The 11645-nt window shown below is 47.6% G+C and carries 12 protein-coding genes; 1 reads left to right on the top strand and 11 read right to left on the bottom strand.

What is annotated here, in order from left to right; translation table 11 throughout:
• Positions 1-85: 85 nt before the first annotated feature.
• From ACRRQV_RS01250 to ruvA, 8 genes are all read right to left on the bottom strand, one after another.
• Positions 86-427 (bottom strand): LapA family protein, encoded by a 342-nt coding sequence (locus ACRRQV_RS01250; protein WP_432526841.1) that lies wholly within the window; start codon positions 425-427, stop codon positions 86-88.
• A gap of 81 nt (positions 428-508) precedes the next feature.
• Positions 509-2785 carry a protein translocase subunit SecDF gene (gene secDF / locus ACRRQV_RS01245; RefSeq protein ID WP_432526839.1) on the bottom strand — a complete coding sequence of 759 codons (2277 nt, stop codon included), beginning with the start codon at positions 2783-2785 and terminating at the stop codon, positions 509-511.
• Between the two features lie 77 nt (positions 2786-2862).
• Positions 2863-3171 carry a post-transcriptional regulator gene (locus tag ACRRQV_RS01240; RefSeq protein WP_432526837.1) on the bottom strand — a complete coding sequence of 103 codons (309 nt, stop codon included), beginning with the start codon at positions 3169-3171 and terminating at the stop codon, positions 2863-2865.
• A 172-nt stretch (positions 3172-3343) separates the two neighbouring features.
• Complete coding sequence (yajC, locus tag ACRRQV_RS01235; protein WP_432526835.1) at positions 3344-3619, bottom strand: preprotein translocase subunit YajC; 276 nt, start codon at positions 3617-3619, stop codon at positions 3344-3346.
• A 40-nt stretch (positions 3620-3659) separates the two neighbouring features.
• Entirely contained in the window at positions 3660-4802 is a 1143-nt protein-coding gene (gene tgt / locus ACRRQV_RS01230; protein WP_432526833.1) for a tRNA guanosine(34) transglycosylase Tgt, read from the bottom strand.
• Positions 4762-5850, bottom strand: a complete 1089-nt coding sequence (gene queA / locus ACRRQV_RS01225) for a tRNA preQ1(34) S-adenosylmethionine ribosyltransferase-isomerase QueA (protein WP_432526831.1) — start codon at positions 5848-5850, stop codon at positions 4762-4764. The genes tgt and queA overlap by 41 nt, the downstream gene beginning before the upstream one ends.
• Before the next feature lie 474 nt (positions 5851-6324).
• The gene (ruvB, locus tag ACRRQV_RS01220) at positions 6325-7323 is read right to left on the bottom strand and encodes a Holliday junction branch migration DNA helicase RuvB (protein WP_432526829.1); all 999 of its coding nucleotides are present in this window, start codon (positions 7321-7323) and stop codon (positions 6325-6327) included.
• A 19-nt stretch (positions 7324-7342) separates the two neighbouring features.
• Complete coding sequence (ruvA, locus tag ACRRQV_RS01215; RefSeq protein ID WP_432526827.1) at positions 7343-7939, bottom strand: Holliday junction branch migration protein RuvA; 597 nt, start codon at positions 7937-7939, stop codon at positions 7343-7345.
• Positions 7940-8064: 125 nt separating this feature from the next.
• On the opposite strand from ruvA, the gene ACRRQV_RS01210 reads away from it, so the two are divergent.
• Positions 8065-8598 (top strand): transcription repressor NadR, encoded by a 534-nt coding sequence (locus ACRRQV_RS01210; RefSeq protein ID WP_432526825.1) that lies wholly within the window; start codon positions 8065-8067, stop codon positions 8596-8598.
• A 260-nt stretch (positions 8599-8858) separates the two neighbouring features.
• Here ACRRQV_RS01210 and pheA read toward each other — a convergent pair whose 3' ends face one another.
• The 3 genes from pheA to obgE all read right to left on the bottom strand — a co-directional run bounded on the left by pheA (position 8859) and on the right by obgE (position 11643).
• On the bottom strand, positions 8859-9722 hold the full coding sequence (gene pheA, locus ACRRQV_RS01205; RefSeq protein ID WP_432526823.1) for a prephenate dehydratase: 864 nt from the start codon (positions 9720-9722) through the stop codon (positions 8859-8861).
• 135 nt (positions 9723-9857) lie between these two features.
• On the bottom strand, positions 9858-10310 hold the full coding sequence (locus ACRRQV_RS01200) for an ACT domain-containing protein (protein ID WP_432526821.1): 453 nt from the start codon (positions 10308-10310) through the stop codon (positions 9858-9860).
• 43 nt (positions 10311-10353) lie between these two features.
• Positions 10354-11643 carry a GTPase ObgE gene (gene obgE / locus ACRRQV_RS01195; protein ID WP_432526819.1) on the bottom strand — a complete coding sequence of 430 codons (1290 nt, stop codon included), beginning with the start codon at positions 11641-11643 and terminating at the stop codon, positions 10354-10356.
• Positions 11644-11645 lie beyond the last annotated feature (2 nt).

Below are 11645 nucleotides of genomic sequence, written 5' to 3'. Positions count from 1 at the left end.
GATGGTCACTTCCTTACTTGTCCATTATACAGAAAAAATCGACAGACAAAAACCTTTCGGCATTGATCCGAAAGGTTCGAGCACTTTATAATTTATTTTCGCTGGTCACAACCATTGCTTCAGGCACGACATCCGCCTTCTGGTATTCCGCAATCTCATTTTGCTGGGTGGCAATTAGCGATTCTTTGACGGTGATTTCTTTTTGCAGCGATTTGACTTTCCGTTGAAGCGAATACGTGCGCACAAGCGCAAACACGCCGCTGAGCAAAAAACCTAAAAGCGCTGAAGCCAAGATCACAAGGATCAACGGCCACTGTGCTTCACCGAACACGTAATTGACTGGCACTGCATCCACGTTGACAACGGCAAAAATGGCGATAATAACGGCAAAAACCAAACCGATCAATAGGAGCCATTGAATTTTCATGGGCTGACTCTCCTTTCAGGAAATAAAAAAATGGAACAAGGTCAGTAATCTATACCCCGTTCCATTTCTTTTATAACCTTCTTATACGACTGGCTCGTCAGAACCCCATTTGGCTTCTTCTTCTTTTTTCTCGATGTCGATCGGGCCGTTTTTGCGCAATTCGCGTTTTTTCAGCACCAGCCACAATTGGGCAGCGATGAAAATAGACGAATACGTACCAGCGATCAATCCAATCAACAAAGCGAATGAGAAATTATAGATAGAGGGAGCACCGAACACTAAGAGCGCCAATACGACAAAAACTACGGCCAATACAGTATTGACAGAACGGGCGAGCGTTTGGCGAAGCGATTTGTTTACGACAAGCGCCAGCTGTTCTTCTGAATCGACTTTCTTCATGCTTCTTAGGTTTTCCCGGATGCGGTCGAACGTGACGATCGTATCGTTGAGAGAATAACCGACAATGGTCAGGATTGCAGCCACAAAAGTGATATCAACCTCCATGCGAAGCAAACTGAAGGCCGCTATGATGAAGAATACGTCATGCAGCAAGGCAACAATTGATGCCACACCCATTCGCCATTCAAATCGGAAGGCTACGTAAATAATGATGCCGATGGATGCCAATGCTAGCGCCCATATCGCATTTTTCACCAATTCTTCCCCAACTGTCGGCGACACCGTGGAAATATTCGCATCGTTTCCGAATTCTTCCATCGAAGCTGCTTTCAATTCATTAATTTGTTCTTGGGTGAACGGTTCTGTGTAGCTCGTCACTCCAATATTGGAAGCATCTCCTGAAATGACGACATTCTCAGGCGGATAGCCTTCTTCCGTTAAGAATGTTTCCACTTGTTCTTGCGTCAACGCAGAATTTGACGTTACTTCCACACGCGTACCGCTCGAGAAATCGATTCCCAAGTTCAATCGGAATATTCCGATGACGGCCATTCCGGCGATAATCGTAGCAAGCGAAAACAAGAAGAATTTATTCCGGTTCCCAGCAAAATCAAAACGGTCAAAACGTGTTGATAAATCAAGAATTTCCATCTTCTCTTCCGGTTTGTGGACAAGCGATTTCCGCAATCCGAACAAGCTGACCTTGCCATCCAGAATGCCGCTGCCGACCAATAAGCCTAAAAGGATGCGTGATCCCCAGACAGCTGTCAGGAAGCTGACCAAGATTGAAATGATCGAGAGAGTCGCAAACCCTTTAACCGCACTTGTCCCGAAAAAGAACAACACAACTGAAGCGATCAAAGTGGTAATGTTTGCATCAAAAATAGCTGAAAACGATGACTTCGCCCCGGCGAGGAACGAATCTTTCACAGAACGCCCGATGCGCAGTTCTTCCCTGATGCGTTCGGCTGTGATGATATTGGCATCAACTGCCATCCCCACACCAAGCACAATTGCTGCAATACCTGGCAAAGTCAGGACGCCGCCGATCCATTCAAAGGTCAGCAGAATTAAATAAACAAAAACTGCTAACGTAATGACAGCGATCAATCCAGGCAAACGGTAGTAAATAAGCATGAACAAAAGAACAAGCCCAATACCAATCGCAGCTGCCAGCATCGTTTCATCCAGTGCCTGTGCACCAAACTGCGCACCGACAGATGTTGAAGAGATTTCTTTTAAACTTACTGGAAGAGCTCCGGCATTTAAAATCCCTGCCAAATTCTGTGTTTCTTCCACTGTGAAAGCGCCGCTAATTTCCACAGATGATGAATTGATTCGCTGAGATACGCGTGGGTCGGAAACGAATTTCGGATCCGGCTTCGTGCGTTCTTCCTGATACGAATCAACCCCTTCTTCAAAATCCAGCCAAATGACCAGCACATTATCAGGTGCAGGCATTTGCGAAATTGTTTGCGTCACTTCAGCAAACTTGCCTGGATCGTTAAGTTCAAGCGTAACGATCGGCTGGCCGTCTTGCCCAAACGTTGAAGCGGCACCGCCTTGTTTCAAATCGTTACCCGCAAGCATGATGTTGTCATTGGCATCGCGGAACGTTAAATTTGCTTCTGTTGACAAAAGTTCACGAGCAGACTCCTGGTCCTCGACACCAGCCAGCTGAACCCGTATGCGGTTCTCGCCTTCGATGGCAATAACCGGTTCATTGACTCCTAGCACGTCAATACGGTTTATCAATGCATCCGTAGTATCCGCTAAAACTTCTTGTGTGATAACTTGCCCCTCTTCAAGTGCTTCCACTTCATAAAGAACTTCGAAACCGCCTTGAAGATCCAATCCCAACTTGATGTCTTTTGCTATCGGCATTGAAGTAGTGCCAATCAAGCTGAAAAACAAAACCAGCAGAATTAAAAAGGCAATGATGCGACCTCTAGATTTCATATGTATTCTTTCCCCCTCAATCTGTAAAACACAGCATTATCATTATGAAACAGGTCTTCTCAGCTGTCAAATTGTTCTTACTTTTTTGCCGAAGGGCGAAGCAGCTCTTCCAAATCGAAATTTTTCGAATCCGAAAACCAATTATCGCCTTTAAGACCTTCTATTTGGTGGTATGCCACAAAGTCAGAAGCGGTCATTTCCATAATGCCGCCGACCATTTCATAAAGCCGCATGTCCCCAATGTCTTTTTTTCGCCACTTTTTCTTCAAACAATATTGCCATAAATCTTCTGGCGTGAATGTATCATAGCCAAAATAATGGAACTCCTCCACTTTGCTTTCTAAGGCGGGCAGCACCATATCGTATTGATCCGTAAACTTTAACATGCTGTTTCTCCTCTCAGCCGTTCTTCTTCTATTGTAGTCGAAAGCAAGAGAATGGTGAACATTAGCTGTGCTCTTTTTAACAAATTATTTTGTAAAATATTTCTTTTTTTATTTTCTTTTGTGAAATCGGCAAAACAAAAAAATCGCCCTCATGTCGAAGGCGAAGTTTCCATTAGATCGTTGATTTTGCTGAATCCACTACACGTGCGATTGCCTGGCGCTCGAACTGCAAGCGCGTACCATCTGCGACTTTGATGTAGATCGTTGCATCGTCAACTGCATCCACTGTTCCGTGAAGGCCGCCGATCGTGACGATCTGGTCTCCACGTTTAATTTCCGACTGCATGTTCGCCGTTGCTTTCTGGCGCTTTTGGGCCGGACGAATGATGAAAAACCACATTAACAAAAACATTAATAGTAAAGGTGATAAAGCTATTAAAGTATCCACTGTTCATTTTCCCCCTTTCGCATTCTCTCTTCTCTTTTGCTTAGAAATTTTTCGCGTTGGGTTTATTGAAACCGTAAGCTTCGAAGAACTCTTCGCGGAAATCTCCCAGGCGGTCTTCGCGAATCGCTTGGCGCACCTGTTTCATTAAGTTTAACAGAAATTGAAGGTTATGATAACTAGTAAGTCGGATTCCAAATGTTTCGTCCGCACGAATCAAGTGATGGACATACGCACGCGTATAGTTTGTGCATGTGTAGCAGTCACATTTTTCGTCAATCGGACCAAAATCGCGTTTGAACGCAGCGTTTTTGATGTTCAAACGGCCTGTGCTCGTCATCAGCGTGCCGTTGCGTGCAATACGGGTCGGCAAGACGCAGTCAAACATGTCAATGCCGCGGATCGCGCCGTCAATAAGCGAATCGGGTGACCCGACGCCCATCAGGTAGCGCGGCTTGTTGAAAGGCATCAACGGCGTTGTGAATTCCAACGCACGGTTCATAACGTCTTTCGGTTCTCCGACGGACAAACCGCCGATTGCGTATCCTGGGAAATCAAGCGACACCAAATCTTGCGCACTTTGTTTGCGCAAGTCTTCGTATTCGCCTCCTTGGATAATGCCGAACAACGCTTGGTCATTCGGACGGTCATGCGCTTCTAGGCAGCGTTCTGCCCAGCGCGACGTGCGTTCTACTGATGACTTCATATATTCGTGGGATGCAGGGTACGGCGGGCATTCGTCAAAGGCCATCATGATGTCCGATCCCAAATCGTTTTGGATTTGCATCGCTTTTTCCGGGCTCAAGAACAATTTGTCGCCGTTCATGTGGTTGCGGAAATGGACGCCTTCTTCTTTGATGTTGCGGAATTCGCTGAGTGAAAACACTTGGAAGCCACCGGAATCCGTCAAAATCGGACGGTCCCAGTTCATGAATTTGTGCAAGCCACCCGCTTCTTTGACCACGTCATTTCCTGGACGAAGCCATAGGTGGTACGTGTTGCTCAAAATAATTCCCGCGTCCATCGCTTTTAATTCTTCGGGGGACATCGTTTTTACTGTGGCCTGTGTGCCGACCGGCATAAACGCCGGCGTTTCAAACGAGCCGTGCGGCGTGTGGACGATGCCGAGGCGCGCGCCTGTTTGTTTACACGTTTTGATGTGTTCGTACGTTACTGCTGCTGTCATGAATAGTCTCCTTTTTCTGTGGTTCAATAAACATCGCATCTCCAAAACTGAAGAAGCGGTATTGTTCAGTGATCGCTTCGTTGTATGCATGCAAAATAAAATCGCGGTTGGAAAGCGCGCTAACGAGCATGACCAATGTCGATTTCGGCAAATGGAAATTGGTGATCAAGCCGTCGACCGCTTTGAATTCATATCCCGGGAAAATGAAAATATCAGTCCAGCCGCTGTCTTCTTGAAGCTCGCCGCCGAATTTATTGGCCACGGATTCAAGTGTCCGCGTAGATGTCGTCCCGACGGAAATGATGCGTCCGCCTCGGCGCTTAGCTTGATTGATGACGTCTGCCGTTTCTTGGGTGATGCGATAAAATTCCGAATGCATAGCATGGTCTTCGATCGAATCAACGCTCACCGGACGGAAAGTGCCAAGCCCGACATGCAGTGTGATAAACGCAATTTCCACGCCTTTTGCGCGGATTTCATCCAATAATTCCTCGGTGAAATGAAGGCCGGCCGTCGGAGCCGCAGCACTGCCGCGCTCTTTTGCAAAGACGGTCTGGTAGCGGTCCTGGTCTTCGAGTTTTTCGCGGATATACGGAGGCAATGGCATTTCACCCAATTGATCCAATATCTCGTAGAAAATGCCATCGTAGATCATTTTAAAGTGGCGGCCGCCATGGTCCAGGATGGCGGTGCATTCTGCGCGCAGCAAGCCTTCCCCAAATGACACAACGGTTCCGATTTTCACTTTTTTCGCAGGTTTAACAAGAGTTTCCCACACATCGTCTTCAATCTGCTTCAGAAGCAGCAACTCAATATGTGCACCAGTGTCTTCTTTGACGCCCATTAATCGGGCCGGCAAGACGCGTGTATCGTTTAACACGAGAACGTCCCCGGCGTGTAAATGCTCAGTGATGTCGCGGAAATATCGGTGTGTGACGTCGCCCGTTTCTTTGTTCATGACCAATAGCCGGCTTGACGTTCGGTCGAGAAGCGGGGTTTGTGCAATTAATTGTTCCGGCAAATCAAAATCAAAATCGTTTACATTCATATGGATTCTTCCTTTATAGTAGGGTTTGGTGATTTTTAGACATTATGCAAAATAGCTTTGCTTGTCGCAGGCATCTGGACTATTTTGCTCCATTTTTTTATCACCTATTATATAAGTAGAACTAAAAAAGATACTTTTATAAGTCGCTTCGATCGCTTTGGGCAGAACTCCTGCAATAAGCCGAGCCCCTGGACGCGCCGAAGCTAAGACAGTTCTTACTGCCAGACGAGATGATTAGCAGGGGAGTTCTATTACTGCTAGCAGGCTAGAAGATATGGAGCAAAACAGCGGAGAAAACCCAACTGCTTCTGCATCGCTACGCTAGCTTCGAAACATGAAAGAGCGTTGCTCCTGCAATGCTACGCACTTCGTCGCAAAGACTATCTAACGAACTACCTTCGGTCAATGTCTTGCCTGCGGGATAGCGACACGTCGAATACTTAGTTCAATTTATATAAGTAGATATAATTTTTCTCACTCCGGCATTTCAATATTGAAATGCTCGTATGCGGAGGAGGTAACGACGCGTCCGCGCGGGGTCCGCTGGATAAAGCCGATTTGCAGCAAATACGGCTCGTAGACGTCTTCGATCGTCGTCGATTCTTCGCCGATGCTCGCAGCAATCGTATCCAAGCCAACCGGTCCTCCCCGGAATCGGTGGATCATGCCGGTCAGAAGCTTATGGTCAATATGGTCGAGCCCGAGCGGATCAACTTGAAGCATTTCGAGTGCTTGATTGGCCATGTCCATCGTAATCGAACCGGTGCCGCGGACTTGCGCATAATCACGCACCCGCTTCAGCAATCGGTTGGCGATACGCGGGGTCCCGCGGGAACGGCGTGCGATTTCAACCGCCGCCATCGGGTCGATGTCTGCTTCAAATAATTTCGAACTGCGCACCACGATTTCAGTCAGCGCTTCGGTGTCGTAATACTCCAGGCGCGACAACACGCCAAAACGGTCGCGCAGTGGTGCCGACAAAGCACCGGCGCGCGTGGTAGCGCCGATCAATGTAAACGGCGGCAAGTCCAGGCGCACGGATCGCGCGGTCGGCCCTTTTCCGACGACGATGTCGAGCGAGAAATCTTCCATCGCCGGATACAGCACTTCTTCAATCGATCGGTTGAGCCGGTGGATTTCATCGATGAATAACACATCTCCAGGCTCAAGCGACGACACGATCGCAGCTAAATCGCCCGGACGTTCAATCGCAGGTCCGCTCGTCATTTTGATGTTGACGCCCATTTCGTTAGCAATGACTGCGGCTAGAGTCGTTTTCCCTAATCCAGGAGGCCCGTACAACAGTACATGGTCAAGGCTTTCCTCGCGCATTTTCGCAGCTTCGATGAAAATTTCCAAATTGTGTTTTACTTTATGCTGGCCGATATACTGCGCCAAAAACTGCGGGCGCAACGATTGCTCGAAGCGTTCATCAAACTCGGAAATTTCGCCTCCAATAACCCGATCTTCCATGCCGTTCGCCTCCTTTCTTTTAATTTAATTTCAATAAAAGCTGCAGCGCTTTTTTCATATAGCCTTCGGTATCCAGGTCCAGATCTTTCAGCTTCGGCTTCACTTTCGCAATTTCCCGCTCGGAATAGCCAAGCGCCGCGAGTGCCAGCATCGCTTCTTCAAGTTCTGAGTCGTCATTCGCAAACAAACCATGCGGCTCATGCGATTCCAATGGCTCTCCAAAAAATTCAGCAAGCTTGCCTTTCAAATCCAAAATCATTTGGCGCGCCGTTTTTTTGCCGACGCCTGGGAATTTCACCAAATAGGATTCGTCTTCTCGTTCAATTGCTTCAATAACATGCTGCGGCTGACCGCTTGCTAAGATCGCGAGCGCCCCTTTTGGCCCGATGCCTGAAACGGAAATAAGTTTGCGGAAAAGCTCCCGCTGTTCAAGCGTCGGAAAACCGAACAACAGCTGCGCATCTTCACGGACATGATGATGCAAAAACACTTGCAGCTCCTCCGAGCCGAACGAATACGGGTTCGGCGCGAAAATTTGCCAGCCGATTCCTTGCTGTTCTACCACTAAAAACTCAGGCGTCACTCGTGTGACCGTCCCTTTTATGTAATCGTACATGTAAGTCTCCCCTTTAATTCAACCTACTGATTATAGCATATTTGTTCGCATTAGACGAAATAAACCCGTTAGTAATTGCGCCGTGGTAAAATAAAATTATTCATTCTATTACGCGGAGGTTCCCAATGAAAAAATTATACGGCGAACAGCGCCGAGAAATTTTGTTAGATAAAATAAAAACCGCAGCATCGCCTTTAACAGGCAGTGAACTTGCAGCGATTGCGAACGTTTCGCGCCAAGTAATCGTCAGTGACATGACCTTACTAAAAGCAAAAGGCGAACCGATCATCGCCACGAGCCAAGGCTATCTGTATTTAAACGACCGTACTAATGACGGCATCAGCCGCTCAATTGCTTGCCTTCACAAAAAAGAAGACACCGAAACTGAACTCAAAGTTTTGGTGAACGCAGGCGTCACAGTTAAAGACGTTATCGTTGAGCATCCCGTTTACGGCGAACTAACCGCTGGCATCCACGTTTCAAACGAACGCGAAGTGGAAGCATTTATGCAACGCGTCCGGGACACGGGGGCTAGCTACTTGCTTGAATTGACCGGCGGCTACCACCTCCATACCATTACCGCACCAAACGTTGCCACACTCGAACAAGCCGTATCCGCGATGCGCGCGCATGGTTTCCTATTGGAAGAAACGGAATAAAAGAAGACCAGAATCCGGCTAGCGGGTTCTGGTTTTATTTTCGCAGCAGTGATTTACGTGCACTTACCTAAATTTAAGTTCGTTATTTGTATTTTGTGTGTGATATTTTATATTTATGTGCGAAATTATAAATTTCTGTGTGTAATTACATTTTTTTGTTCATTCCCCTTATTTTAATTAGGTTCCTCATGATTTGCTTGCGCCTCGCCAAATTCACACATTATAAAAGCCCTTCCGCAAAATTCACGGAAGGGCTGCCTTCATTTATACGTATAGTACGAGCCGAGCGTTTTCACGCTGCAGCCGATTGCGCTAAGTTCTTCGAATGCGCCTTTCATCATTGGGACATTTTCGTCTGCCAACACGTCAACGATGAAAAAGTAATTGCCGAGACCCGTTTTAAGCGGCCGAGATTCGATTTTGCTCAAATTGAGCTTGCGCCACGCAAACACCGACAACACTTGGTGAAGAACTCCCGAACGGTCGTCTTCCGGCAAGGAAATCATCAATGTGGTTTTGATTTCTTCATCATGCCCCGCCACGTTCAATTTGTGGTTTGCTTTCGACAGCACAAAAAAGCGCGTGTGGTTAAAATGGAAATCGTGGATATCGCGGTGCAAAATATCAAGCCCGTATTTCTCCGCCGAAAATTCATTGCCGATTGCGGCAATCGGGCGTTCTGGCAGCTCGCTGACCATTTTGGCGGCAGCGGATGTGGAACTGAACTGCTCGAGCGGCGTGCTTCTGTACGTATAAAACAAAAATTTATGGCATTGTGCCAATGCATGAGGATGCGAATAAATTGCTTCAAACGATTCGGCGCCCCGGTTTTCCGGGTGCACCAATAAATGCTGTTCGATCGGCGACAGCACTTCTGCCGTCACGTAAAGCTGCGCTTCATGGAATAAATAATCGATCGTCAGCGGCACTGACCCTTCCAATGCATTTTCCAGCGGCACGACCGCGTAATCAACGCGGTCTTCAGCCACTGCTTCTATGCATTCTGGAATGGTAGTAAACGGAAGCAAGGAGCTTTCTGGAAACACTTTTAAAGCAGCCAAATGCGTAAATGACGCTTCCGGCCCTAAGAAAGAAATTCGGGTTTGCCTTGATTGTTCTGCCATACTACCCCACCTTTATCCTGTTTTAACGGTCACTGGCTCCCCCTTCTGCAAGCGAAAAAACACTGGCCGGTAATCCTTGTTGAAAACGGACATCCAGCAGAGGTAGCGCCCCCACTGAATGTCCGTTTTCTTTTATTAAAATGAGCCACTTGAAACAACGTCTGCCGATTCGACAAAATCGAGTTTTTTCAGCTGCTGCAAAAATGCTTCCAAGTCAATCTCCATCGCCGTTACGTCCAACGACAGCGTGACATTTGCCCGTCCTTGGATCGGAATCGTCTGATGGATCGTCAAAATGTTGCAGCGTGCTTCTGCGACAGACTGAAGGAGGGTCGCAAGCGTCCCTGCCCGGTCCTCCAATTGAAGAAAAATGGTTAAAATCCGCTCTTTAACAATTGAATGGAACGGAAATACCGCATCCCGATATTTGTAAAAAGCACTGCGCGAAAGGCCGGTTTTTGCCACTGCCTCCAGAATCGATAAGTGATCCCGTTGCAGCAGCTTCTTCACTTCAAGCGTTTTTTGCATCGCTTCGGTCAAGACGTCCTCGCGTACTAAATAATACCGTTGTTCCGAGATATCCTTCATTCAAGCAACCTCCAGATCGAGAAAACCTTTGCTAAGCGGATGCTTAGTCCATAAATTCGAATTCAAATTCAAGTAAACGGACCGTGTCGCCGTTTTCAGCTCCGCGTTCACGAAGAGCATCATCAATTCCCATGCCGCGCATTTGGCGGGCAAATCGGCGAATCGCATCTTCATGTGAAAAGTCCGTCATTTTGAACAAACGTTCAATCGCATAACCGCTCAAGACGAATGAACCATCTGGATCGCGTGTAATCGTAAAGCCATCTGCATCGGTTTCGTGCTTGTAAAGAACCGTGCTTTTCGACTCGTCAACTTCTTCGCCGATCAACGGGAATTCCGGTGTCACTTCAATAACATCGGCAATCGCGAACAATAGGTTGCTCAGCCCTTTACGGGATAATGCGGAAATTGGGAAAATGCGGGCATCTTCCGGCAACTTTTTGCGGAATTCTTCCAAGTTTTCTTCCGAATCCGGCATATCCATTTTGTTCGCCACAATCAATTGTGGTCGTTCAGTCAAACGCATATTGTATTGTTTTAATTCTTCATTGATTGTTACGTAATCTTCGTAAGGATCGCGGCCTTCAACGCCAGACATGTCGATGACGTGGATAATAACACGCGTCCGTTCAATATGGCGCAAGAATTGATGGCCAAGCCCAACACCTTGGTGTGCGCCTTCAATCAATCCTGGCAAATCGGCCATAACGAAGCTGCGCTGATCTTCCGTTTCCACCATGCCGAGGTTCGGCACGATCGTCGTGAAATGGTATTCAGCAATTTTCGGTTTCGCAGCCGACACAACCGACAGCAAAGTCGATTTTCCGACACTCGGGAATCCGACAAGGCCGGCATCCGCTAACACTTTCAGTTCCAAAACGACGTTGCGCTCAAAGCCCGGTTCGCCTTTTTCCGATAATTCCGGAGCGGGATTGGCTGGCGTTGCAAAACGTGAGTTTCCGCGTCCGCCGCGCCCGCCTTTAGCGATGATGGCTGTTTGGCCATGTTCAACCAAATCAGCAACCGTTTCGCCGGTATCGGCATCTTTTACAACAGTGCCCGGCGGAACTTTGATGAATGTATCTTCCGCCTTGGCACCGTGCTGGTTTTTGCTCATGCCGTGTGTTCCACGGTCTGCTTTAAAGATCCGCTTGTAACGGAAATCCATCAGCGTGCGCAAGCCTTCTTCAACGATAAAGACGATATTGCCGCCTTTGCCGCCATCTCCGCCGGCAGGTCCGCCGTTCGGTACATATTTTTCGCGGCGGAATGCTACCATGCCATCCCCGCCGTCGCCACCTTTAACATAAACTTTTACGTGATCGACAAACATAA

Origin of the sequence: Planococcus sp. YIM B11945, assembly GCF_050864155.1 — a bacterium.
Lineage (GTDB): Bacteria > Bacillota > Bacilli > Bacillales_A > Planococcaceae > Planococcus.
The sequence above is the reverse complement of the archived record's forward strand: the minus strand, read 5'-3'. Positions and strand labels throughout refer to the sequence as shown.

Bases quoted from the DNA above. Each gene is read 5' to 3' on its own strand.
- ruvB (WP_432526829.1), bottom strand. From the start codon at position 7,323: ATGGAAGATCGGGTTATTGGAGGCGAAATTTCCGAGTTTGATGAACGC.
- pheA (WP_432526823.1), bottom strand. From the start codon at position 9,722: ATGGCAGAACAATCAAGGCAAACCCGAATTTCTTTCTTAGGGCCGGAA.
- ACRRQV_RS01250 (WP_432526841.1), bottom strand. From the start codon at position 427: ATGAAAATTCAATGGCTCCTATTGATCGGTTTGGTTTTTGCCGTTATT.
- ACRRQV_RS01210 (WP_432526825.1), top strand. From the start codon at position 8,065: ATGAAAAAATTATACGGCGAACAGCGCCGAGAAATTTTGTTAGATAAA.
- queA (WP_432526831.1), bottom strand. From the start codon at position 5,850: ATGAATGTAAACGATTTTGATTTTGATTTGCCGGAACAATTAATTGCA.
- ACRRQV_RS01240 (WP_432526837.1), bottom strand. From the start codon at position 3,171: ATGTTAAAGTTTACGGATCAATACGATATGGTGCTGCCCGCCTTAGAA.
- ruvA (WP_432526827.1), bottom strand. From the start codon at position 7,939: ATGTACGATTACATAAAAGGGACGGTCACACGAGTGACGCCTGAGTTT.
- ACRRQV_RS01200 (WP_432526821.1), bottom strand. From the start codon at position 10,310: ATGAAGGATATCTCGGAACAACGGTATTATTTAGTACGCGAGGACGTC.
- tgt (WP_432526833.1), bottom strand. From the start codon at position 4,802: ATGACAGCAGCAGTAACGTACGAACACATCAAAACGTGTAAACAAACA.
- secDF (WP_432526839.1), bottom strand. From the start codon at position 2,785: ATGAAATCTAGAGGTCGCATCATTGCCTTTTTAATTCTGCTGGTTTTG.
- obgE (WP_432526819.1), bottom strand. From the start codon at position 11,643: ATGTTTGTCGATCACGTAAAAGTTTATGTTAAAGGTGGCGACGGCGGG.